Annotated in this window: 19 protein-coding genes; 13 read left to right on the plus strand and 6 right to left on the minus strand. The window is 33.1% G+C overall.

Translation table 11 applies throughout. The features are described 5' to 3' along the window. Positions 1-89 precede the first annotated feature (89 nt). From QGM60_RS12135 to QGM60_RS12150, 4 genes are all read left to right on the plus strand, one after another. Entirely contained in the window at positions 90-941 is an 852-nt protein-coding gene (locus tag QGM60_RS12135) for an SH3 domain-containing protein (protein WP_281140514.1), read from the plus strand. Positions 942-1,079: 138 nt separating this feature from the next. After that, on the plus strand, positions 1,080-1,406 hold the full coding sequence (locus tag QGM60_RS12140; protein WP_281140515.1) for an antibiotic biosynthesis monooxygenase: 327 nt from the start codon (positions 1,080-1,082) through the stop codon (positions 1,404-1,406). A gap of 65 nt (positions 1,407-1,471) precedes the next feature. After that, positions 1,472-3,886, plus strand: coding sequence for a penicillin-binding protein 1C (gene pbpC, locus QGM60_RS12145; protein WP_281140516.1), 2,415 nt, complete (start codon positions 1,472-1,474; stop codon positions 3,884-3,886). 53 nt (positions 3,887-3,939) lie between these two features. After that, positions 3,940-4,377, plus strand: a complete 438-nt coding sequence (locus QGM60_RS12150) for a hypothetical protein (RefSeq protein WP_281140517.1) — start codon at positions 3,940-3,942, stop codon at positions 4,375-4,377. A 59-nt stretch (positions 4,378-4,436) separates the two neighbouring features. Here QGM60_RS12150 and QGM60_RS12155 read toward each other — a convergent pair whose 3' ends face one another. After that, positions 4,437-5,516 (minus strand): endonuclease/exonuclease/phosphatase family protein, encoded by a 1,080-nt coding sequence (locus QGM60_RS12155; protein WP_281140518.1) that lies wholly within the window; start codon positions 5,514-5,516, stop codon positions 4,437-4,439. Positions 5,517-5,653: 137 nt separating this feature from the next. On the opposite strand from QGM60_RS12155, the gene QGM60_RS12160 reads away from it, so the two are divergent. From QGM60_RS12160 to QGM60_RS12170, 3 genes are all read left to right on the plus strand, one after another. Further along, positions 5,654-8,443 carry a carboxypeptidase regulatory-like domain-containing protein gene (locus tag QGM60_RS12160; RefSeq protein ID WP_281140519.1) on the plus strand — a complete coding sequence of 930 codons (2,790 nt, stop codon included), beginning with the start codon at positions 5,654-5,656 and terminating at the stop codon, positions 8,441-8,443. 28 nt (positions 8,444-8,471) lie between these two features. Beyond that, positions 8,472-9,884: a DUF5689 domain-containing protein gene (locus tag QGM60_RS12165; RefSeq protein WP_281140520.1), complete on the plus strand. Its 1,413-nt coding sequence runs from the start codon at positions 8,472-8,474 to the stop codon at positions 9,882-9,884. Between the two features lie 66 nt (positions 9,885-9,950). Continuing rightward, entirely contained in the window at positions 9,951-10,316 is a 366-nt protein-coding gene (locus QGM60_RS12170; protein ID WP_281140521.1) for a hypothetical protein, read from the plus strand. 56 nt (positions 10,317-10,372) lie between these two features. On the opposite strand, the gene QGM60_RS12175 is transcribed toward QGM60_RS12170, so the two are convergent. Beyond that, positions 10,373-10,768, minus strand: coding sequence for a heavy metal-associated domain-containing protein (locus QGM60_RS12175; RefSeq protein ID WP_281140522.1), 396 nt, complete (start codon positions 10,766-10,768; stop codon positions 10,373-10,375). A gap of 104 nt (positions 10,769-10,872) precedes the next feature. Between QGM60_RS12175 and QGM60_RS12180 the strand changes: the two genes are divergently transcribed. After that, positions 10,873-11,748, plus strand: a complete 876-nt coding sequence (locus QGM60_RS12180) for an EamA family transporter (protein WP_281140523.1) — start codon at positions 10,873-10,875, stop codon at positions 11,746-11,748. A gap of 56 nt (positions 11,749-11,804) precedes the next feature. Here QGM60_RS12180 and QGM60_RS12185 read toward each other — a convergent pair whose 3' ends face one another. Both QGM60_RS12185 and QGM60_RS12190 read right to left on the minus strand, forming a co-directional pair. Then, positions 11,805-13,886, minus strand: coding sequence for an insulinase family protein (locus QGM60_RS12185; RefSeq protein WP_281140524.1), 2,082 nt, complete (start codon positions 13,884-13,886; stop codon positions 11,805-11,807). 19 nt (positions 13,887-13,905) lie between these two features. After that, complete coding sequence (locus QGM60_RS12190) at positions 13,906-15,225, minus strand: pitrilysin family protein (RefSeq protein WP_281140525.1); 1,320 nt, start codon at positions 15,223-15,225, stop codon at positions 13,906-13,908. Positions 15,226-15,526: 301 nt separating this feature from the next. Between QGM60_RS12190 and rplU the strand changes: the two genes are divergently transcribed. From rplU to QGM60_RS12215, 5 genes are all read left to right on the plus strand, one after another. Next, positions 15,527-16,192 carry a 50S ribosomal protein L21 gene (rplU, locus tag QGM60_RS12195; protein WP_281140526.1) on the plus strand — a complete coding sequence of 222 codons (666 nt, stop codon included), beginning with the start codon at positions 15,527-15,529 and terminating at the stop codon, positions 16,190-16,192. Positions 16,193-16,235: 43 nt separating this feature from the next. After that, positions 16,236-16,496, plus strand: coding sequence for a 50S ribosomal protein L27 (gene rpmA / locus QGM60_RS12200; RefSeq protein ID WP_243473561.1), 261 nt, complete (start codon positions 16,236-16,238; stop codon positions 16,494-16,496). A 141-nt stretch (positions 16,497-16,637) separates the two neighbouring features. Continuing rightward, positions 16,638-18,206 carry a tetratricopeptide repeat protein gene (locus tag QGM60_RS12205; RefSeq protein ID WP_281140527.1) on the plus strand — a complete coding sequence of 523 codons (1,569 nt, stop codon included), beginning with the start codon at positions 16,638-16,640 and terminating at the stop codon, positions 18,204-18,206. Between the two features lie 157 nt (positions 18,207-18,363). Next, a complete protein-coding gene (locus tag QGM60_RS12210) occupies positions 18,364-21,204 on the plus strand; it encodes a TonB-dependent receptor (protein WP_281140528.1) in 2,841 nt (946 codons plus the stop codon). Positions 21,205-21,207: 3 nt separating this feature from the next. Beyond that, the gene (locus QGM60_RS12215) at positions 21,208-22,221 is read left to right on the plus strand and encodes a phytase (protein ID WP_281140529.1); all 1,014 of its coding nucleotides are present in this window, start codon (positions 21,208-21,210) and stop codon (positions 22,219-22,221) included. Between the two features lie 164 nt (positions 22,222-22,385). Here QGM60_RS12215 and QGM60_RS12220 read toward each other — a convergent pair whose 3' ends face one another. Both QGM60_RS12220 and QGM60_RS12225 read right to left on the minus strand, forming a co-directional pair. Next, positions 22,386-24,158 (minus strand): DNA mismatch repair protein MutS, encoded by a 1,773-nt coding sequence (locus tag QGM60_RS12220; RefSeq protein WP_281140530.1) that lies wholly within the window; start codon positions 24,156-24,158, stop codon positions 22,386-22,388. A gap of 65 nt (positions 24,159-24,223) precedes the next feature. Continuing rightward, positions 24,224-25,912: a M1 family aminopeptidase gene (locus QGM60_RS12225; RefSeq protein WP_281140531.1), complete on the minus strand. Its 1,689-nt coding sequence runs from the start codon at positions 25,910-25,912 to the stop codon at positions 24,224-24,226. Between the last annotated feature and the right edge of the window lie 79 nt (positions 25,913-25,991).

The following is a 25,991-nucleotide window of genomic DNA, read 5'->3' on the forward strand; positions in this document are numbered from 1 at the left end:
AACAAACCTAAGCTAAACTACTTGTCGTCCGGAAGACAAGCATCCTAGAACGTAAACCGCTAAAACGTTAAACTTAAAAACAAGTAATTATGAAAAATTCAAAAATGATTTTAGCGATTGGATTTGTATTCAACATCCTAGTAATAACAGCGCAACAAAATGCTTATGTTGCTGCCGAAAGTGGTTTATCTCTTAGAGAGCAACCCGACATCAATGGTAAAATCCTAAGCAAATTGTCGTACGCCCAAGTCATAAACGTGGTAGAAAATACCAACAAAAGCCTTGTGGTATTAGATAATGGAGAAAAAATAAGTGGTGAATGGGTAAAGGTGGAGACCGACAAATATATTGGCTATGTTTTTAATGGTTATTTATCTCCGACAAAAATTTCAAAAACCATAAGATTGGATTTAGACCATCTTAATATTGAAATTAAAAATTTAGAAACCATAGATTTTAAACGTACGCATCATTTAACACAGCAAGATTCTGCTAAAATAAGAGTAGGTATTGCGGCAACACCTGAAGCCAAGAAAATAGTTTTAGTAGATAATGATTATAAACACGTTAGTTTATTTCAACGCTATGAAAATAGTATGTCTTTTATGAGTGAAGATTCAAAATGTGATGCTACACATTGGAAAAATTATGACACCGAGTGGAAACCTCTAAAGCAATTGAAATCTAATACATTTGAAACTTTAGTGTACACAGAAAATGATTGGCAAAACTTCATTAAAATGGCCATGACAGCGTCACATGAAGAAATCACAGACAAATGCGGTAGTGAATGGCTAAGTTATTTTGGTACTGTGAGAAGTATCAAAGATTATCCTATAAGCGTATCTACAAATCGCGTGTATATAAAGCTTATTTTAACTGATTTCGAGGATAATGTTACTGAAAAAATCATTGAATTTGAAATGCCAGATGATTGTTGAAAAACAGTAGTCAGTTTGGGCATTATCAGAATCTATTAAGACCTGCAAGGTTTTGAGCACCTTGTAGGTCTATTATAAAAAAACAAGAACTTATAACCTACAAGGTTTTAGAAACCTTGCAGGATAGAAAAATTATCTATGAAAAACTTTAAACCTTATTACGCTGTAATCTTCACCTCTACCCAAACTGAAGATATTAATGGCTATACCGAAATGGCTCAAAAAATGGAAGACTTAGCCAAACAACAAAAAGGTTTTATGGGTATGGATAGTGCAAGAAATGCTATCGGAATAACCGTCAGCTATTGGAAAAATTTAGAAGCTATAAAAAATTGGAAAACAAATTCCGAACACCTTTTAGCACAACAAAAAGGACGAGAGCAATGGTACAATTGGTACAATGTGAAAATTTGTAAAGTTGAACGTGAGTACCAATTCCTGCAAAAGCATGAATCTCAAAAATAAAATAGCAAACTGTCATTACGAAGAATGAGGCACGAATAAGAGCCAGTACTGAGCGCAGTCGAAGTATGGTAATCTTACAAACAAGAAACAGATTGCTTCGCTACGCTTGCAAGGACAAATTATTAAATAAATTGAAACTCATAAACTACATAAAACGCCATAAAATCAAATCCGCAATTATTGCTGTGCTACTTGTAGTTTATTATTTCTGCTTACCAAAACAGCTTTTTAAAGATCCTACCGCAACCGTTATTACAAGTTCTTCAAATGTATTATTGGGTGCTAAAATTGCTGATGATGGCCAATGGCGATTTCCTGCAAATGATAGTATTCCAGAGAAATTTAAAACTTGTATTCTTCAATTTGAAGATGAATATTTCTATAAACATCCTGGCTTCAACCCTATTTCAATTTTTAAAGCCTTAAAGGAAAATTTAAGCTCTGGAAGTGTAAAACGTGGTGGAAGCACCATCACCCAACAAGTCATTCGATTATCTAGAAAAGGGCAGTCGCGCACCTATTTTGAAAAGCTAAAAGAACTTATTCTGGCCACACGCTTAGAGTTTAGACATTCTAAAGACGATATTTTGAACCTTTATGCTAGCCACGCACCTTTTGGTGGCAATGTTGTGGGTATTGATGCTGCGGCATGGCGTTATTTTAATAGAGAAGCTTCGCAATTATCTTGGGCAGAAAGTGCCACTCTTGCCGTTTTGCCTAATGCACCAAGTCTCATTTATCCTGGAAAAAATCAAGAACGATTACTTGAAAAACGTAATCGCTTACTCAAAAAATTATTAAATAATGGTACAATAGATGAGTTAACTTATGAGCTTTCTGTTGCGGAAAACTTGCCTCAAAAACCTTATCCACTACCACAAATTGCACCTCATTTGCTTCAAAAAGTTGCTAAGCAATATAAAGGTAAACGTATAAAAACTACTATAGATGTTATACTCCAAGAACAAACTAATGGTATTGTAGAACAACATTACAATAGATTAAAACAAAATGAAATTCATAACATTTCGGTATTGATTCTCGATGTGAACACTAGAGAAGTTTTAAGTTACATTGGTAATTCACCAACCGATAAAGCACATCAGAATAGTGTAGATATCATTGATAAACCTAGAAGTACTGGCAGTATTTTAAAGCCCTTTTTGTATGCTGCTATGCTCGACGCTGGTGATTTACTACCGAACACTTTAGTACCAGATGTCCCTACACAATTTGGAAGTTATCAGCCCGAAAACTATGATAATAGCTACGACGGAGCTGTTCATGCTAATGAAGCTTTGTCTCGCTCGCTTAATGTGCCTGCAGTGAGAATGCTTCAGGATTTTGGTGTGGATCGGTTTTATCACTATTTGAAGCAACTTCATCTTAAAGATTTAAAATACAATGCCAATCATTACGGATTGTCTTTGGTACTTGGTGGTGCGGAAAGTAACCTATGGGATTTGTGTAAAAGCTATGCAGCAATGGCGTCGACCTTAAATCATTTTAGTGCCAATTCTAGTCAATATTTTACACAAGAATTTTGCGAACCTAAATACAATTTTATCACGCCAATTGACTTTGGTAAACTCACTCAAGAAAAAACCATTTTTGATGCGGCTTCGATTTACCTCACGTTTGAAAGCATGAAACAAGTGAACCGTCCTGAAGGTGATGACAGTTGGGAATATTATGATTCTTCGCAAGAAATCGCTTGGAAAACAGGTACCAGTTTTGGGTTTAGAGATGCGTGGGCTATTGGTACTACAAAAAACTATGTGGTTGGTGTTTGGGTTGGCAATGCTGATGGAGAAGGGAGACCAGGTTTGGTTGGTGTGCAAGCTGCCGCTCCTATTTTGTTTGATGTTTTTGATTTGCTACCAAAAAGCGAATGGTTTTCTAAACCTTATGATGAAATGCTTGAAGTGTCTATCTGTAAAAAAAGTGGCTATAGAGCATCTTCAATTTGTAATGATACTGAGAAAAGATATATTCAGCAAAGCGGAAAAAAAACAGAACCTTGTCCTTTTCATAAGTTGGTGCATTTAGATATGTCTGAGCACTTTCAGGTAAATTCTTCATGTGAAGAGGTTTCAAACATAAAAAATAAACCGTGGTTTGTTTTACCGCCTTTACAAGCTTATTATTTTCAGAATAAAAATCCTTTTTATAAACCTTTACCACCTTACCGGAATGATTGTTTAGAAGCTTCAGGAATTAGCATGGAATTCATTTACCCAACCCAACAAAGCACTATTTATTTACCAAAAGATTTTAGTGGAAAAACAAATGAGCTTATTCTTAAAGTGGCGCATTCTAAACCTGAGTTGCGACTCTATTGGTATGTGGACAATGAATATATAGGTACAACAAAAGACATTCATGATTTAGCTTTGTTACCAACAACTGGAGATCATACAATTACAGTTGTTGATGAACTAGGAAACGAGTTGAAACATAAAATTACTATTTCGGAATAGTTGGCTTCACAGTCAAATCCTTATTTTTGTATTTCACATTTAATTCTTCTTTCATGGAAATAGTACAATTTATCCATTCTAAATGGGCCTATTTGGTTCTTGTAGTTTTAATTATTGCTACAGTAAATGCATTAATAAAGTTTTTTGGCAATAAGGAATTTGATCCAAAGGATTTTAGAATTGCGTTGTTTACTTTAATAACAATGCATATTCAACTTCTAATAGGTATAGTCTTATTTTTTATGAAAGATTACTTTGGTACGATAAAAGAAGTTGGTGGTATGGGAGAAGTCATGAAAATACCCGCTTTAAGAAACCTTATTGTAGAGCATCCACTTACTATGATAATAGCAATTGCTCTTGTAACTATTGGGTATTCTAAACATAAAAAGAAATTAACATCGAAACCTAAATTTAAAATGTTAGCTATCTTCTATACGCTAGCTTTGGTTTTGGTTTTAGCTAAAATTCCTTGGAATCTCTGGTTTTAAAACATAAAAAAAGGTGCAATAAGAATTACACCTTTTTTATTTATTACTCTTTATATGAGTTATTTTTTTTCAGTAGAATCGTCTTCGTTTACCTCTTTAATAAGGTAGATGTATACTGGGAAGTGATCACTGTAACCGCCATCTAAACCTGCGTTTACAGTTCTCCATGGGTAACCTTTATATCTCCCTGATTTATTTGTTAAATAGGATTTATTAAAAATACCTGCCTTGTAAAATCTAAATGAAGAATAATCTTTTTCTAAAAAAGGCTGTGTAATCAATATCTGATCAAATAAACTCCATGAATCTCTATAACCCGTAGTTCCTAAGCCCATTTTTTTATATTGATCTTCATATGGGTTATAAATCCCTTTAAACTTAACTTCATCCTTATCTGATTCAGCACCTAATTCTTTACTTATACTTTTATTTGTTGGGTTATCATTGAAATCACCCATAGTAGCAATTTTAGCATAAGGATCGATTGATTGTAACGAATCAATAATACGTTTATTCAATTTACCTGCAGCAACTCTCTTAAATCTACTTCTTGCTTCACCACCACTTCGAGACGGCCAGTGATTAACAATAACATGAATAAGTTCACCATCCAATTCACCACTTACAACAAGCTGATCTCTTGTGTAAACACGCTTTCTAGTATTATCATCATAAATTTTTAACTCATGCTTCTTAGAGTTAATTGGCTTGAATAAAGCTTTTTGATACAATAAAGCCACATCAATACCCCTTGCATCAGGGGAGTCAAAATGTACAATACCATAATCTTTATGCAAAAGTTGTGGGTCATTAACAAGATCTACTAAAACCTGTCTGTTTTCCATCTCACAAACACCGATTATTGCAGGTGAATTTCCTGTATCTTCAGATCCGATATCTGCAATAACTCTTGCCATACTCTGTATCTTTTTGATATAAGCCGCAGATCTGTATGACTCATTCATCTCCATCATCGGACTTGCCTCATCATACTTTGTTGGATCATTAATAGTGTCGAAAAGATTTTCTAAATTATAAAATGCTACTGTATGTATTTTATAACGCTTTTTTTCTTGAGCGTTTACACTAACAAATATCATTGTTAATAAAAATAAAATACTGAGTTTTAAGTTTTTCATTTAACGTATGTTATGTTATCATTAATTACAAATCAAATCTCGCGCCAAAAGTATGTATTTATTATAAAAGATGTAAATTTGCACGCCCTAAATAACCTTTATTTAATCTACAAAGACTATTAACTTTAAAATTTGACATGAAAAAAAGTTTAATTATTTTATTATTTGGAGTTTTTTCATCGTTTGCGATGGTAGCCCAAAACACTATTATTAAAGGTAGTGTAATAGATGCTACATCGTCAGAACCAATTCCAGATGTCACAATTACCATTGAAGAGACTGAACAGACCACAATAACTAATGGTTTTGGTGAGTTTATTTTCTCTGAAAATGTTCCTCTAGGTGAACAGGTATTAAAAATATCTAAGCCTGGTTATGTAACAAAACGTTATCCTATTATTGTAAATGAAGGACAAACCGTTAATATTACGGATATGATTCTTGATGCTGATACATCGAGTGCTCAAGACTTATTTACAATTACATTATCTGACGACGAGCTTAATGATGATACCAGTGGAGCTGATAATATTTCTGGTTTATTGGCGTCTTCACAAGATATTTTCCAAAGAACTGCAGCTTTTGAATTTAGTTCTTCATTCTTTAGAGTAAGAGGTTTAGACTCTGATAACGGTACTGTTTTAATTAACGGTATTGAAATGAATAAAATCTACAATGGTAGACCTCAGTGGAGTAATTGGGGTGGTCTTAATGATGTTGTTCGTAATCAAGTATTAACTACAGGTTTAACACCTTCTGAATATAACTTTGGTGGTGTATTAGGTACAACAAATATTATTACTAGAGCTTCTAGCTATAGAAAAGGTGGTCGTGTAACTTACTCTTCTTCTAACAGAAGTTATACTAATAGAATTATGGCTAGTTATGCTTCTGGATTATTAGAAGGTGGATGGTCTTATGCCTTTATGGCTGGTAGAAGATGGGGAGATGAAGGCTACCAAGACGCTACTTTATACGATGCAAACTCTTTCTTTGTTTCTATAGAAAAGAAAATCAATGATAAGCACAGTATTAATTTCACTTCTATTTATGCACCTAACAGACGTGGAAAATCTTCACCAAACACTCAAGAAGTATACGATTTAAAAGGTATTAAGTACAATGAATATTGGGGCTATTTAGATGGAGAAAAGAAAAACTCTCGTGTTAAAGAAACAGAAGAACCAATTTTAATGCTTAACCATTATTGGGATATTAGTAGTAAAACTTCTTTAAATACCAATGTTGCTCATCAATGGGGAAAATTAGGAAACAGTCGTTTAGACTTTCCTGGTGGTGCCAACCCAAGTCCTGCTTATTATCAAAAATTACCTAGTTACTTCTTAGCTGATAGTGATGGCCCAGATTATGCTGGAGCTTATGAGGCTGAGCAAGAATTTATTAATGATGGACAGATTGATTGGAATCGTATAATTGATGCCAATATAACAAATAATACTGCTGGCGAATATGCAGCTTATGCACTATACGAAGATAGATCTGATGACACTCAAACAACAGTTAACACAATATTTAATAGCGAGTTAACTGAGCGCATAATGCTTAATGCTTCTGTTAATTACAGACATTTGAAATCTGAGAACTTTGCTGAAATCATTGATTTACTAGGAAGTGAAACAGGTGTATTAAATGTAGATTCATTTGATGGGTTTCAGTTTGATTTAAACAATCCTGACCAAGTGGCTTTTGAAGGAGATAGATATAGATACAATTATAATCTATATGCAGATATCATTTCTGGTTATGCTCAAGGTGTTTTTAAGTACAATAAAGTAGATTTTTACTTAGCTGGTAGTGTAACTAAAACAGAATACCAAAGAGAAGGTTTATACCTTAATGAAGCTAATATCAATAATTCTTTTGGAAAAGGAGATAAACTAGATTTTACTGGGTTTGGTGCTAAAGCAGGATTTACTTATAAAATATCTGGTAAGCATTTAATTGATGTTAACGGAGGTTATATAACACGTGCCCCTTCATTACGTAACACCTATTCTAACGCTAGGGTAAATAATGATGTTGTTGGAAAGGTAAATGGTGTTAATGTTACAGGACAAGAAATTACAGAAGAAAAAATAACTTCTTTTGATGCAAGTTATATCTTTAGATCACCAATAGTTAATGCAAAATTAACAGGTTTTTACACCAAGACTGAGGATGCTAATGAAATATCATTCTACTACGCTGATGGTATCGGTGGTTTCTTTGATGAACAAGGTAATGTAGAAACAAACAACTTAATATCTGAAGTATTACAAGGGGTAGACAAAAGACATATTGGAGCCGAACTAGGTGTTGAGGCTCAAGTGACACCAACAATAAAATTAAAAGGTGCTGCTTCTTATGGTCAATATACTTATGAAAATAATCCTAACTTATATATTTCTGCAAACGACAGATCTGCTTTCTACGGTGAGTCTAAATTAAAGGATTACAGAGTAGCAGGTGGACCTCAAAAAGCTTACTCTGTAGGTTTTGAATATAGAGACCCTGATTACTGGTGGTTTGGTGCAACAGCAAACTTCTTTGCTGACACTTATGTAGATGTTAGTCCACTTTTACGTACTAATAGTTTCTACCAAGAGCCTACAGACGGTTTACCTATGAACGATTATGATCCAGAAATCGCTAGAGGATTATTAAAACAAGAACGTTTTGATGATTATATGGTGGTAAATTTAATTGGTGGTAAATCTTGGAAAATAGATGATTATTACATCGGTTTCTTTGCTAGCGTTGGTAACATTCTAGACAAAGTATATAAAACTGGTGGTTTTGAGCAAGGTAGAAATGCTAATTATAGAGAATTACTAGAAGACACAACCAACCCTAAAAGACGTTTTGGTTCAAAATATTGGTATGGACGTGGCGCTAACTACTTTTTAAATGTATATTTTAGATTCTAAAAAAACTATGAAAAATAAATTTCAAATTATGAAAACAACTAAATTACTAACACTTTTACTTGCTGCCTTTGTAAGTATTGCTATTACATCTTGTGTGGAAGATGACGACTACAGCATTCCTAATAGCCTAGGAGAGGAAGAGAATAGATTATTGAACGAAATTTTAGATGATCTTAATTCAGAAGAACCTGAATATGAAGAAGTATCAATAGCTGACTTAAAATTACTATATGAAACTTATGAGGCTGGACAAAGCGGTTTTGACTATGACCACTTTATTCAAATTCCTGATAATCTTGTAGTAAAAGGTTATGTAACTTCATCTGATGCTACTGGTAATTTCTACAAGGAATTTTATATGCAAGATTCACCAGAAAATCCAACAGCTGCAATTGGTGTTATTTTAAATCAAGTTGACTCTTACAACCAATTCAATGTAGGTCGCGAAGTATATGTTAAGCTAAAGGATATGTACCTTGGTTACAACTCTAACGAAGTAATTTCTATTGGAGGTATGCCAGACGAGGATGAAGTAGGTCAGTTTACAGCAAACCAAATTCCAACAAAAATTCTTAGATCCGGTACAACAGAAACAATGGTGCCATTAGAATTAAATTTATCTGAAATAAATGAAAGTCACGTTGGTATGCTTGTTACATCATATGATGTTGAATTCCCTGAAAGCTTAAGCGGTAGTACTTATGGTGACCCAACACAAGATTTTGATACACAAAGAACAATTCAATCTTGTGAAGGTTTTGGATACTCAAACTTCTTATTAGAGACTAGCTCTTTTGCTAATTTTTATTACACTCCACTTCCTACACAAAACGGTGGTACTATTACTGCAGTTGTATTAAAATCTTTTGGAGGTGATAATTTAGTATTACTCTTAAATAATACTAATGATGTAGATTTTGAAAGTGATAGATGTACACCTCTTGATATTAATGATTTTACAGTAGTATTCGAAGACGGATTTGATAACAACCTAAACAATTGGTCTACTTATAACGTAACTGGTGCTCAGATATGGGGAACTACTAACTTTGGAAACCCTGCACCTAGTGCATATATGAATGGTTACTCTAGTGGTGCACAAGAAAATGAAGATTGGTTAATCTCTAATGCTATTGATTTATCTGGTGTAACAAACACTTTCTTTTTCTTTGAAACAGATAAAAGGTATGATGGTAATGATTTAGAAGTTTACATGTCTACAGATTATTCTGGTGGAGATCCAAACACTAGCGGAACTTGGACTATGCTAGACGCTACTATGGACCCAAATGCTAATAGCTGGAACACATGGACTAACTCAGGAAATGTTGATGTTTCTGCTGCTGATGGACAAATGTTGTATATCGCTTTTAAATACACATCTACATCGTCTGCTGCTGCAACTTTTGAACTAGACAACGTAACTGTTTTAGGACTTTAAAATATATAAGTTATTAAGTACAAAAACCTGCTTACTGCAGGTTTTTGTTTTTTTCTTAAGGTTTTTATGCTAGACACATATTACATTTCTATTCTCAATTCTTATAAGAAGAAAGGATTAGGTAAAAGGAGCCTAAAGTTAGCATCAATTTATATCAATCTTTTAGAAGCGTCTATTGTTCTTCTTTTAGGATCTTTCTTAATAGTGTTTGCATCGCAGATGAAGTTAGTTATAATGTCTTCTACTAAGTTTTGGGTACTTTTCGCAGTGGTTTCCCTTTTCATCATTTTTAAAAACTGGATGCGTTACAACGGTAAGAGAAGGAATGTTTTAAATGCAAAAATGAAGTCTAAGCAAACATCCATTTATTTGTTATGGCTTTTACCTTTTGGCTGTATTGCTTTAGCCTTAATTATTCTACAAGCACAATAAAAAAAACGCTATCAAAAAATTGATAGCGTTTATTATGTTTTATAATTTTTTATTCTTTATTTCTCAGATTTAAAGTCTTCAACAACTTTCATATCTTTTACTTTATATACTTCACCTACTTTTGCCACAGTAGCTTCAATAGATTTAGGAGTAACTTTAGCCTCATCATATTCTACCATAGCTAACTTTTTATCAAAATCTACTTTTGCAGATTTTACACCTTCCATTTTAGCCACTTTCTTTTCAATAGTCTTAGCACAACCCATAGCACAAGTCATACCTTCAATATTAAATTCCACTTTAGCGTAAGTAGCATTTGGATCTAAATTTTGAGCCACATCTTTTTCAGAAACTTCAATACCTACAGTTTTTACTTCAGGCTCTGATTGATTTTTACAAGATGTAAGTGCTACAGTTATAATTGCAACAAGAAAAATATTTTTAATAAACATTGTAATGTATTTATTTGGATTAAAAATTTGGATAAATCTAATAAATATTGATGTTTTCTGCGAAATAATTAACGATTTTTGTGATTACTTTCAGTAGTTTTTGTATGAAAAACCTTAATTTAAAATGGGTCTACCTAATTGTTCTTTCAATTATTTGGGGAAGTTCATTTATTCTGATCAAAAAATCTCTTATTGGTCTTACACCATATCAACTTGGAGCATTAAGAACTATAATAACAGGAATAATATTATTAGTTGTTGGTTATAGGAAATTGAAAACTGTCAACAAAAACAAATGGAAATGGATTGCTTTATCTGGTTTTTTAGGCTCATTTTTTCCTGGATTTTTATTTGCTATTGCCGAAACTCAAATTGATAGCGCTGTTGTTTCAATATTAAATTCATTAGTTCCTTTAAACACTATACTATTTGGTTTTGCTGTTTTTAAAATAGCTTCAACAAAACGTCAGATTATTGGTGTAATAATAGGTTTTATAGGAACTTGTATATTGATATATAAAGGCTCTGAATTAAACCCGAATCAAAATTACCTATTTGCTCTTTTTGTTATTGTCTCTACCTTAATGTATGCAGCAAATGTGAATATTATAAAGCGTTATTTACAAAATGTGAAACCCTTGGCTATTGCTTCTGGTAACTACGCATTTATAATTTTACCTGCATTTATAGTCCTTTTGTTTACTGATTTCTTTTCTAGTGAAACATTAAATAATACCGCATTGCCAAAAGCTTTACTGTATTTATTAATCCTTTCTATTTTTGGTACGGCTATGGCCAAAGTTCTTTTTAATAAGCTAGTTCAGATGTCTACTCCTGTTTTTGCATCTTCTGTAACTTATATTATTCCTATAACAGCATTAATTTGGGGAACATTAGATGGAGAATCATTTAGTCTGATACAAGCTCTAGCTACTTTGCTTATATTATTAGGTGTCTATTTAGCTAATAGAAGAAAATAATCATACAAAAAAAGCCGAAGTTTAAACTTCGGCTTTTTTATTATAGGTGGTATCTATTATTTGAAATCTTCTTCAGTTACCCCTTCGTTTATTTTAATATCTGTCATATTAAATTCAAAACTTTGTGGTCCTGTTGTAACTTTCATAGTATTTGGCATCATTACACCATTTACTTCTTTATAGTCTGAAAAGTCAGTCACTGTAACAATCGACTGCCCACTAGCTTCTGAAGTTTCTTCAGTTCTCACTAAGAATCCAGTTTCAACATCATAGTATCTTACATCTGCTGGACCATCTGAATTGGCTACACTAATTTTATAGACGTCTTTTCCTTCAATAGTTGCAACACTTTCTAAAGTGATTGTTGAAGCATCTATATACAGTTCTGGGTATAATCCTTTTTCTTCTTTTCTAGAGTTTACCTCAGTTTCACCCATAGGAATTTTTTGACCTTGACCTTCTTGGTAACCATTTTCACCATCAAAATTTTGTTTCATAACAGTTCCCATACCTTCTATCATTAGTTCCATAGAAGATTTGTTTGGTGCCATTTGTTTCATAACAGCTGTTGGCTTATATGGTGCACCAGGAATTGTAACATCGGCATTCATTAAAACAGTATTAACATTCTTAAGGTTGTCTTCTCCTCCAACAGCAGCAATATAACCTTTAATTACTGATTGAGCTGTAACACCTTCTGGAATTGGCTTAGAAAAAACTGGCTTTTCAGTTGGTTCTGCATAAGTATCATAATACTTGATAGGGATTCCTGTTTTTTCAAGGTTTTCTAATACTTCACTTCCTTTACCAACTACAATTACACGAGCATTTTCAGTCTTGAAATACTTATTAGCTACACGCTGAACGTCTTCTTTTGTTACTGCATTGATTTTTTCTAAATAAGTTGAGTAAAAATCCTTCGGTAAATCGTTAAGCTTGATATTTAAAGCATAGTTAGCAATAGTTTGCGGACGCTCTAAAGCCAAAACAAAATCACCAACATACTTAGCTTTTGCGTTTGTTAAAGCATCTGTTTCTACTGGTTCAGTTTTGATACGGTTGATTTCCTTTAAAGTTTCAACAACAGCACTATCAGTAACAGCATTTCTTACAGAAGCACCAGCAGTAAAACGTGAAGCATTCCATCTGCTTGTTCCTACGTTAGAACGCGCACCATAAGTATAACCATGCTCTTCTCTTAAATTCATATTTAGGTAACTATTAAAACCACCACCTAAAATTTTATTAGCAATTAAAACTGAATGATAATCTTCGTCATTCATTTTTAAATCTACATTGTTAGTCAAAGAAATATTAGACTGAACAGCGTTTGGCATATCCACAAAATTAATCTGTGTGTATTGTGCATTTGGTGCAGGCTCAGGGATTGTAACATCTACACCGGCTGCTTCCTCCCACTTACCAAAATACTTGCTTAGTTGTTTCTTAACATCTCTACTTTTAACATCTCCTACAACAACGATATAAGCATTGTTTGGATTAAAGTATTTTTCATAGAATGCTAATACATCACCAAACTCAACATTGTTAACAGTTTCTTCAGTTGTAAATTCACCTCTAGGGTGTTTTTTACCATAAGACAAAGCTCCACCAACTCTCCCAGCTATAGCGTCAACACTTTTTGCTTCAGATTTTAAGCTTTCTAGTAACTTTTCTTTTTCCTTTTCAAACTCCTCCTTTGTTAATAAAGGATTCATTGCTGCATCTGCCATTAATTCAACTATTCTATCAGAATATTTAGTTAATGAGCTTGCGTAAGCACTTTGAGCTCCAAAAAATAAGCTTGCTCCTAAAAAGTCAATCTCATCATTAAACTCATCTTTTGAAATGGTTGTTGTTCCGTTTCCTAACATTGCAGAAAGTAAGCTAGAAACACCAGCTTTTTTACCTTCCGTAATAGGCTTATTATCTATTGTTAAAGTATAAGATACTCTTGGTAATTTGTGGTTTTCAACTACAAGAACTTTGATTCCGTTCTTAAGCTCAAACTCATCAGGAACCTCTAAAGTAATTTTAGGTGCTGGTCCCGGTTTTGGCATTACCGATCTATCTATTTGTGCATTTACGCCTACTGCCATTAAAAACAATACAATAAATGCAGGTATTTTAGCTTTCATATTAAAATTTGTTTTCATCTTATTGTTCATCTTTTTTTGGTAAATACTCAAGTACTAATCTTTGGTTAGGATTTAAGTACTTTTTGGCAACGTCTCTGATTTCTTCTCTTGTTATTGAACGGTAAATATCAATTTCATTATTGATAAGATTTACATCATCATATAACATGTAGTAACGTGCTAAAGAATTTGCAATACCAGAAATACTAGAATTTGAGCTTACAAAGTCATTCTCAAATTGATTTTGAAGTTTTTGGTAATCACGCTCAGAAATTAATTCTGTTTGAATCTTTACGATTTCTTCATCCATCTCTGCTACTAACGTGTCTAAAGAAACTTCACCTAATGGCAAACCAAATAAAGCATAAACACCATAATCTTCTTGACTTATGTTTACAGCTTGTACAGCTAGAGCTTGTTTTTGCTCATCTACCATTTTCTTGTATAAAACCGAACTTTTACCACCACTTAGGTAACTAGAAATCATATCTAACACATAAGCATCTCTTTCTTTAAAAGAAGGAGTTCTATAAGCAGCTATTACTGCTGGTATTTGAATGTTAGAATCATAAGCTGTTCCTTTAATAGCTTCTGTAATTGGCTCTTCTTTTGGTAAATCTCTTGTAATTTCTTCACCTCTTGGAATAGGCCCAAAGTATTCCTTAATCATTTTCTTTACCTCAGCCTTATCAATATCACCAGCTACAACCAATACAGCATTGTTTGGCACATAGAATTTTTTATTGAATGCTTGAAACTCCTCTAAAGTAGCTGCATCTAAATGCTCCATTTCACCAATGGTTGTCCCTTTATAAGGATGAACTTTAAACAGACGTTTTTTTACTTCTGCCAAAAGATTTCCATAAGGTTGGTTATCTACACGAAGTCGCTTTTCTTCTTTTACAACTTCATTCTGAGTATCTACACCAATTTGATTAATAATTGGGTGCATTAAACGCTCAGACTCCATCCAAAGACCTAACTCAACACTATTTGATGGAAAAACTTCATAATAATACGTTCTATCATCTGTGGTATTTGCATTATTACTTCCTCCTTGAGATGTTACTATTGTAAACCACTCACCTCTTTCAATATTCTCTGTACCTTCAAACAATAAATGTTCAAAAAAGTGTGCAAATCCTGTACGTTCTGGATTTTCATCCTTAGCACCTACGTGATACATAACTGATGTTGTTACAACTGGTGCCGAATTATCTTGATGCAAAATAACATGCATCCCATTATCTAAATTGTACTCTTCAAACTCTACTTGTTGCGCATTGGAACCAAATCCAACTAACGCTAAAAGCGAAAGAGTAAATAAGCTTTTTTTCATTATTAAAATGTTTTTTAAAATTTAAATTCTACTAGTGTTTGTATTAGTTGAGTGTAAAATGTTACACGAAGCCCCACAAAAATAAGGAATGATTCCGCTTTTTAACATAATAAAATGTGAAAACTATATAAAAAAGCTTTCTCATTTTTGAAGGAACTATAAAATCCTCAGCAAATAAGCACGAAATGGTACTGAAAAGCCTTAAAACGTTTGTAGATTAAGAATTTAGAACTATATTTGCATCCGCTTTCTGAAAAGGAGGCTTTTTAATTAACAAACAAATTAATAAAAACGTTACGCTATGTACGCAATTGTAGAGATAGCAGGGCAGCAATTTAAAGTTGCAAAAGACCAAAAAGTTTTTGTTAACCGTTTATCTACTGAAGAAGGTAAAAACGTTGATTTTGACAACGTTCTTTTAATAGGTGATGGTGACAATGTAACTGTTGGCGCCCCAGCTATAGACGGAGCACAAGTAAGTGCAAAAGTCTTAAAGCACCTTAAAGGTGACAAAGTAATAGTTTTCAAAAAGAAAAGACGTAAAGGTTACCGTGTAAAAAACGGTCACAGACAAGCCTTAACTGAAATCGTAATTGAAGGTATTACTACTTCTGGAGCTAAGAAAGCTGCTCCTAAGAAGGAAACTAAAAAGGCTGAACCTAAAGCTGAAAAAGCCGCTCCTAAAGCAGCAGCTAAAAAAGCAACTGGTAAAGCTGATGATTTAAAGAAAATTGAAGGTGCTGGACCAAAAGCTGCTGAAGCTTTAGTAAACGCTGGATATGAAACTTTTGCTAAAGTAGCTAAAGCAACTCCAGAAGAATTAAGTAATGTTCTTTCTGAAGCTAGCTCTAGATTAGCTCACATCGTTACAGATACTTGGCCAAAGCAAGCTAAATTAGCTGCTGATGGTAAGTGGGACGAATTAAAAGAATTACAAGACAAATTAGACGGTGGAATTGAAAAGTAATTTTTCTAATCCATTAATATTAACAAAATAAAACCTTAAGACAATGGCTCATAAAAAAGGAGTTGGTAGTTCTAAAAACGGTAGAGAATCAGAATCGAAACGCTTAGGTGTAAAGATTTTTGGTGGTCAAGCTGCTGTTGCAGGGAACATAATCGTAAGACAAAGAGGTAACACTCACCACCCAGGTGAAAACGTATACCAAGGAAAAGACCACACTTTACATGCTAAAGTTGATGGTATTGTAACATTTACTAAGAAGAAAGACAATAAGTCTTATGTTTCTATAGCTCCATTTGAAGCTTAAGAAACTAGTTTCTTAATAAAATAAATTAAAGCGGTTAGAAAATTTCTAACCGCTTTTTTATTTGATAACATTTTCATCATAAAAATTACAGGTTTAAATAACATTGGTTGCGTTTATTTATGAGTTTAAAATAAAGCGATCTTGAGTTTTCACAAAACCCTTTTTTTTATATATCTTTTAATTTCCGGAATTGCCAATTCGCAGTCTTTAAAAAATAATGAACAGTTAGACCAACAATTATACAAATTAAAAGATAGACTAGAATCTGCAAAAGCAGAATCAAACACTCAAAAAATAGCCAAAACCTATATTGATCTTGGAAATTTCTTCAAGAATATTGAGCTTTATGCAGAAGCATTAAAGAACTATCAGGCTTATTTAGATATTCAAAAAAAACAAGACTCTAGCTCTGTATACGTTTATAGCGCACTGGCTTCTATAGATCTCGACCTTAAAAAGTTTAATGAAGCTAAAAAATACTCACATATAAGTCTCAAACTTTCTAAAACTATCGGCTATGAAAAGGGTAAAGCAGAAGCAAATGCCTTATTAGGTAGTATTGCTGAAAAACAAAGTGATTATGACAATGCTTTAAAACATCAAAATATAAGTCTTGCTATTTTTAAAAAGCTAAATGACAGTACTGGTCTTGCAACGGTAAACGAAAACATTGGAAGTATTTATGAAGACCTAGAACAATATGATCTTGCATTGAGTTATTTTAAAAAAGCACATGAATTTGCGAAGCATAGTAACTCAAATTTACAGATAAACATTATAAATAATCTTGGTGATGCCAACCGTAAGACCAAAAATTTTGAAAAAGCTCTCCGCTACACAGAAGAAGCACTAAAATTAGCACAACAAACTAATAATGCGTCTCAAATTGAAAGTGCCTTAAAAGATCTTGCAAGAACCTATGCAAGAACAGGAGATTTTGAAAAAGCCTACAACTACCTCAACAATCAAAGTATTGTAAATGAAAAAGAGCTCAAAAGAAATAATACTGAAATGGTTAGTGCCATGCAAGTACTTTATGATGTTAAGGAAAAAGAGGCGGAAGTTAAACTACTGAATAAAGAAAATCAAATAAATAAAGTACGCCAATATGTTATTTTGATAACTACAGGAGCAATAATTCTGGCATTAATAGTAGGTTTTATTTACTGGAAAAAAAGACGAAAACATGAAAAGCATATTTTAGAATACCAACAACAATTACTTCAGGCAGATTTAGATAAGAAAACCGCCGCAGAAGAAGCCTTAAAGCGTGAAATAGACATAAAAGTATCCTCTCTTACTAATTACAGTCTTCATATTGCTCATAAAAACAAAATGCTGTCAGATGTTTCAAAAACATTAACCAAAATACAGGGAAGAAATAATGAACTTGTTCAAAAGAAATTAAAACACTTAGTAAAAGACATTGAACAAGATCTTAACCAAAATAACGAGTGGACAGAACTTATGGGCTATTTTGGACAAATTCATCCAGATTTTTTCAAAATCATTAAAAAAATCGCACTAAAAAAACTTTCGTCTTCCGAGATGCGACTTTGCATGCTGCTAAGGCTTAATTTATCATCTAAAGAAATAGCAGATATTCTTCACATTACTCCAGATAGTGTTAGAATTGCGCGTTACAGATTAAGAAAAAAGCTTCCCTTAGATTCTAACGATGATCTTCAAGCCTATTTACTCAATTTATAATTTATATTTCTCAAATCTTTTCCAAATGTTAAGCCAGTGTAAATGTTGCCTTGTTTTATAGCCATTTTACAGGGTTCTATTACTTTTTGTTAACAATAGCTTCAGGTAAAAAAAAGGGTTTCATTCTAGTTTTGTCTCAAACAAAATCAACCCTCTAATGAAACATTATTTTACACTTTTACTAATTACGATATTAGCCTATACAGGTTATGCGCAAACTGGTAATATTCAAGGTACGATTTCAGATGAGAATGGATTAACCATTCCTGGTTCTACCGTTGCTATATTATCTTTAAAAAAGGGAACTACTACAGACTTTAATGGTAAATATACCTTAGTTAACATTCCTGAAGGAACTTATACATTAACTGTAGAGTACCTTGGCTATGCCGATATTAACAAAGAAGTTACTGTAGTTGCTGACGAAACTGTAACTCTAAACTTTACACTAAACTCTGAAGATACTGCTTTAGAAGAAGTTATGATTAGTGGCTATGGTCTTAGCGGACAAGCTAGAGCCTTAAACACGCAAAAGAATAAACAAAACATTACTAACGTAGTATCTACAGACCAAATCGGTAAATTTCCAGATGCCAATATTGGTGATGCTGTAAAACGTATTCCTGGTATTACAATGCAGGTAGATCAAGGTGAAGCACGTAACATTATTGTTCGTGGTCTTGCTCCTCAATTGAACTCTGTAACCTTAAACGGAAGTAGAATTCCTTCTGCTGAAGGTGATAACCGTAACGTTCAGATGGATTTAATTCCTTCGGATATGATCCAAACTATCGAAGTAAATAAAGCTGTAACTCCAGATATGGATGCAGATGCTCTTGGTGGTTCTGTAAACTTAATTACACGTACATCGCCTCAAGGTTTTCGTTTGTCTGCCACTGCTGGTTCTGGTCTTAACTTTATCACAGACAAAAGAATTTTAAACGGATCTTTCTTAGTTGGTGACAGAAGTAAAAATGACAAATTCGGTTGGATGGTTTCTGCATCTATTAACGATAACGACTTTGGAAGTGATAACGTTGAAGCTGAATGGACAGACGAGTTTGAATTTAATGAATTCGGTGACGAAGATAACTTAACTGAAGTCGATGTAAATCCTTATGCAAATGTTTTTGAAATCAGAGAATATTTAGTACAACGTGTACGTAGAAGTTTTTCTGCAAACTTTGATTATAAATTAAACGATAATAACAATATCTACTTTAAATCTATTTATAACTGGAGAGATGATAGAGAAAATCGCTTTAGATTAGAGCATGAAATTTTAGATGGTGAGGATATTGGTCTTGGAGACTTCTCAGTAGATGGAAATGGTAACTTAACAATGTTTCCTGCTGAAGTAAAACGCCAATCTAAAGGCGGTATTAGTGGTGGCAGAACCAAAAATGCGCGTTTAGAAGACCAACGTATGCAAAACTACAGTCTAGGTGGTGAACACTTATTAGGTAACTTACAATTAGACTGGATGGCATCTTTCTCTAAAGCTTCAGAAGAGCGTTTAAACGAACGTTATTTAGAATATGAAAGCGAGTATGCCATTAATTTCAACAATAACCAAGACAAGCCATATTTCTCTCCTGTAAGTGCAATAGATTCTAGCTTTGAAGATTTTGAACTTAGTGAGATTTCAGAAGAAAACCAATATACTGAAGAAAAAGACTTCAATTTTTTTGTAAATGCTCAAGCTCCATTATCTATTATTGATGGTGAGGATGGTTTCTTAAAATTTGGTGCAAAAGCAAGATTAAAGAACAAAAACAGAGACAACGACTTCACTGAATACAGTGACGAAACTGGTGCTCTAGAATTTTTAGGTATGGTACCTACAAGAGACTATTCTGATTCTGATTATTTAGCTGGTAGCCAATATCAAGTAGGTAGCTTTGCTAGTCCAGAATTTATAGGAAGTTTAAACTTAAATAATACAGACCTGTTTGAAGGAGAAGATTTACCTGAAGAATATGCTACAGCAAATTTTGATGTAGATGAAAACGTCTATGCTGGTTACGCTATGCTTAACCAAAACATCACAGACAAATTTAGTGTTTTGGCTGGTGTTAGGTTAGAACACACTTCTATTGAAAGTACAGGTAACGAACTTGTTTTTAATGAAGATGGTGACGTTGAAGGTATTGCAGATGTAAATGATAAAAACTCTTACACTAACATATTACCTGGTGTTCACCTTAAGTATAACGTAACAGATAATACTATTCTTCGTTTTGCATGGACAAACACTTTAGCAAGACCAAACTATGTAGACTTAGTGCCTTACAGAGAAATAAGTAATGAAGATAGAGAAATTTTCTTAGGAAACTCAGAATTAGATCCAACTACATCTATGAACTTTGATTTTATGGCAGAGCATTACTTTAAGTCTGTTGGTATTGTTTCTGGTGGATTATTCTACAAAAGTATATCTGACTTCACTTATATTTTCCAATCTGAAGATGAAGAAGGTTACCAAGTTTATCAACCTTTAAATGGTGATGACGCTTCAGTGTTTGGTGCAGAAGTATCTTTCCAACGCCGTTTAGATTTCTTACCTGGTTTTGCTAAGAATTTCAGTATTTATTTAAACTACACGTACTTAACATCTAGTGCAGATGGTATCCGCAACGAAGATGGTGAAGAGCGTACAGATTTAGATTTACCTCAAACATCACCAAACATGTTTAATGGTTCGTTAGGCTATGCTGGTAAAAAATTCAGCTTACGTTTATCAGCTAACTTCTCTGATGCTTATATCGATGAAATAGGTGGTAATGCTTTTGACGATAGATATTATGATGAGCAGTTTTTCTTAGACTTTAATGCTAATGTTGCACTTAATAAAAACCTAAGCCTGTATGTTAACCTAAACAACATTACTAATCAACCTCTACGTTATTACCAAGGCGTAAGTAGCAGAACCATGCAAATGGAATACTACGACATGCGTTTAACTTTTGGTTTAAAATATGACTTATTTAAAAAATAAAAAATGAAGAAAACATTATTACTTGGCGTCATTTCTGCAGTTGTTTTTTCTTGCGGAAATGGTTTGCCAGAAGTTGCGCCAACATTAAAAACCGAAAAATTACCTCACGATAGTGATGATCCTGCTATATGGATTAACAGTAAAAACCCTGAAAAGAGTATTATTTTTGGTACTGATAAAGATGAAACCAATGGTGGTGTATACGCATTTGATTTAGACGGAAAAATAATTAAAGAAAAATCTATAACAGGCGTAAGTTATCCTAATAATGTTGATGTAGAATACGGTTTTAAACTAACAGATTCTACAGAAACAGATATTATGGTATTTACTGAAAGAGAAAAAAACCAAATCCGTGTGTTTTCTGTGCCAGATATGAAGCCATTAGACAACGGTGGTTTTAAAGTCTTTGAAGACGAAACTGATGTACTCCTAAAACGACCAATGGGAATTGCATTATACAGAAACCCAGAAACTGCTGAAATTTCTGCATTTGTAAGTAGAAAAGAAGGCCCTAAAGAAGGTTATTTATACCAATATGCTTTAGTTAGCGATTCATTAGGCGTACATTCTAAATTATTGCGTAAAATGGGGACCTTCAGTGGACAAAAAGAAATTGAAGCCATTGCTGTAGATGACGAAATGGGTTATGTATATTTCTCTGATGAAGGAATTGGTATAAGAAAATATTATGCTGATCCTAAAAAAGGAAGTGAAGAAATTTCATTATTTGCTACCGAAGATTTTAAAGATGATATAGAAGGTATTGCCATTGCAACCTATGCTAACGGTGAAGGTTTCATTATTGTATCTGACCAGCAAAATCATAGCTTTAATATTTACAAACGAGGTGATAATAGCTTTGTAAAGGCTATCAACTTAGCAACTATTGAAACGGATGGTTGTGATGTAGTAACAACTCCTCTTGGAAAAAAATATCCTAATGGATTATTTGTGTCTATGAATGATGAAAAAGATTTTTTCTATCATGCTTTAGACTCATTAAAACTAAAATAATTTTTTCAAATTAATTTTTGTATTTGGTTAAGAACCCTTTCTGTTTTTGGAAAGGGTTTTTTTTGTCATAAATTTTTGTCATGCTGAATTTATTTCAGCATCTTGTTTATTCTATTTGAAGTGAGATTCTGAAACAAGTTCAGAATGACATTTTCTATTAATAACTAAACAATTTCCATCTTCTTCAAAAGAAAACTTGCATTCATGTTTTGGCAAACGCCTTTCTTTAGTTTGTAGTCAAAAAAGAGTTCGTCGTTTTTAATTTCAGCATCAAAGTAGTAGTTCTTTACAGCCTCTAGTTCAGCTTCTATTTCAGTAAGGCTTAAATCGTGCGTGGCTATAATTCCTGTAGCATTTTGACCCACTAATTTTTCAACAAATTTCCTTGAGCCAATGGCTTTATCTGTTGAGTTGGTACCTTTTAAGATTTCATCTAAAATCACAAAATAGTTTTTGTCTTCAGCAATAGTGTCTACAATAAATTTTAGTCGTGTGAGCTCGCTAAAAAAGTACGAACTATCATCTGTTAACGAATCTGTAGTACGCATACTTGTAATGAGTTTAATAGGTTTGTATTTACTCTCTTCAGCACAAACTGGCAAACCAACATTTGCCATAACAATATGCAACGCAACCGTTCTTAAAAAGGTACTCTTACCAGCCATATTGGCTCCTGTTACGATAAAAAACTGCTCTTGTAGGAGTTCTAAATCGCTATTAACTCGTTTTTCTGAATTCAATAAAGGATGTCCTAAATCTTTTGCCTTAATAGTGATTTTTTCTGTGGTAATTTTAGGATAGGTAAAGTCTTGATGATTATAAGCATAGTTCCCCAAAGTGTTATACGCATCAAAAAATGTTACCACTTCAAACCAATCCTCAACCTTATGCGCATACTTGCTAATCCATTGCTCTACACGATAAGTTTGTCTAATATCCCAAAGCAAATACCCATTTCCAAAAATGGCTGAAATGAAGTTATTTCTGTTATCTAAAGCATCTAAAGCTTTTGAGAATTTTGTAAATATCTTTGAGGCCTTTTCACCTTCGGATTGAATTTTTTGTTGCTGTTGTTGTAATAACTCAGACTGAAATTCTTTCTGTTCAATTTCTTTCAGTAATAAGGCATATTGCCTAAAAGTGTCTTTGGCTTTTTCGGTATTTTGAGCAACGTTATTAATCGGTTTTAAAAATCTTCCGGTAATCGCTAAACCTAAAACCAGCCAGTAACCTGCATATTTTATAGGAATAATTTCGATTATGCCGAATACCAAAAGTGCTACTGAAGTCACACTAAAACCAATGGTCAACCAATAATGTGTATTGGTTAAAAAAGGTTTGTAATCCTTTAGCCATTCAATAATGGATTTTGCAGAATTTTCCACTTTTACACCTTGAGCCACTCCAGAATAATACTGCCTCCATTCAGGCTCATCAGCTAATTCTTTAATCGCGTTTTGTCGTGCTTCAATATTAGTAATATCGTTTGCCAACAAACAGTTTACAAGCGATTGCGTGCCCTCATTTATAGTTGTTCTATTGATGTATTGAAAGAAAGAACCTCTTCCAAACAAATCAATATCTAAACTATAGGCATGAGCAGGATTTTGAAATACTTTTCCATCTGCTCTATCATGAAAATCACCTGAAGCTATTTTAATTTCATCTTCGTTAATGATAGCCAATCGTTTATGTAACTCGCGTTTAGTTTTTAGATCAGTATACCTCGATAATAAAAACAAAAACACAGCAATACCTACAACCGCAATAACTGTAGCAATTTGCCAATTCTGATACGTTAAATACACACCAAAACCTGCCAGTAAAAACACGGTAAGTCTAAGCACGCTGTATAAGCCCATCTTTTTATACAAATCCTTTGCGGTTTGTTGGTGTATTTGCAGTTGTGCTTTGTAAAATGTATTTGGGTTTTTCATCATAAACTTTTCGAAGTCGAAATATATAAAAAACCCATACTTTATAGTGTAACTTTAGCTTTATATTAAAAGTCTAAATGCGATTTATTAAAATCATTATCCAATAATTTAGGCAAGTCTACTTCTTTTATGGGTAAGTATTTTACCAGAACTTCTTTACCTTCTCTTTCAATAGTGAATTCGGCTTCGTGGTCTATGGAATCATAGTAATAACTCATTCCTTTTACCGAATCTCCTTGTCTTAGACCAGCTTTATAAGCTTCTGAATTTTCATCAATAGATGCTATCTGCTTTCTATCTTCTGAAAAGGTAAAACCTAAATCAAATACTTTAGAAGTTGGCTCGTATTCAAAAGCTAATTCGTTATAAATTGATTTAAAATCAAAGAGTTTTCCTTCTTCAATGTGCTTAGTAAAGAATGGCTGAAAGTCTTCTTTTAAGTACTTATTTACGGTTTTAATAAAATAAGCATGTGTAATTTTTTGTTCCGTTTTTTCAGCATCATTTTTAAAATCGAGCATCACATCATCTAAACTTTTAGTACCATCGGAATCTTGTTTTATTTTTTGATCTAAGTAAAATGCAAGGAAAGCACCTCGTCTATAAGGTAGTTTTTGAATGCCTTCTTTTCCACTCCAAAAGTTTTCATACGTCATTTCACTGTTAGGCATTTCTCTTTCTGGATTGGTATAAAGCGCCTTTACAAACGCATTAAATTCGTTGATGAAATAACTTTCATCATAATTATAAATTTCATTCTTGGCAATGTTTTTTAAAGTGTAATAGTCTGTGAATCCTTCGCTAAACCAATATTGTTTTTCTTCATCATCATTTCTGATTAAGGATCCAATCCAGTTGTGTTGCAACTCATGATTGAAGAGATATACCAATCCTGAAACTTCTAAATACTCATTATTTGAAGCATTTGTCGCAAAAGAATTGGTTAATCCTGACCCTTGGAAAGAACTGCCGCGTTCTTGTACAGTTGGAATCATAGTGACCACATAATATTTTTGAGAATTGTCTTGCCAAAATTCACGTTGAGCAGTAACCGTTTTTTCTAGAATACTCAACATCTCAGAGTCCTCAAACACCTCCCAATCACCTCTATTGGCAAATACTACTTTATTACCATTTATGTTTATCTCATGTGCTCTGAAATCACCTCCAACAAAAACAGCAGTATGAAATTTTTCTTCCGAAATACCTTCTATAATTTGAAGGTGCTCTCCACTTCCAAAACTGTTGACAAGCTTATAATCCTCAGGAAAATCACTCCACGAAATATTGACATTAAAACTATCTTCCGACTGTTTTAAAACATGCTTTGGCAGCATAAAAAAGTTGTGCGAAAACAAATGAAAATATTGAGGTTGAATAATAGGTCTATAGGCTTGTCTCGTTTTTAAATCACCTTTACTGTCTTGGTTTATTGCATATTCAACTTCAATCTGGTCTAAGTTTTTAGGATGCGAGATCACATACCAACCACTATCTCTATTGGTCGTTATTTCAGCCTGTTCAGAAAGTACTTTTATATCGTGTATTACATTATGCAGACTATCTTGTCCCCAAGCTTTATCTTGAAACAATAGAGTTGTTTGTCCGTTCTCATTGGCTTGGAAAGTCATTTTTATGTTTAAACTAGAGTGGTCTTCAGAATGAGTAATAGTGTAATTAATCGTGTGGTCTAATGTCTTACTACAGGAAAAACAAAGACATAGTACAGAAAGCACAAGGATAAATTTTTTCATTTTTTGATTGATTAGATGCTATAATAAAAGACGAAAAATATGACTTTATGTTACAAAAAAACCTCAAGTTAATAACTTG

Source organism: Winogradskyella sp. SYSU M77433 (assembly GCF_029911945.1).
Lineage (GTDB): Bacteria > Bacteroidota > Bacteroidia > Flavobacteriales > Flavobacteriaceae > Winogradskyella.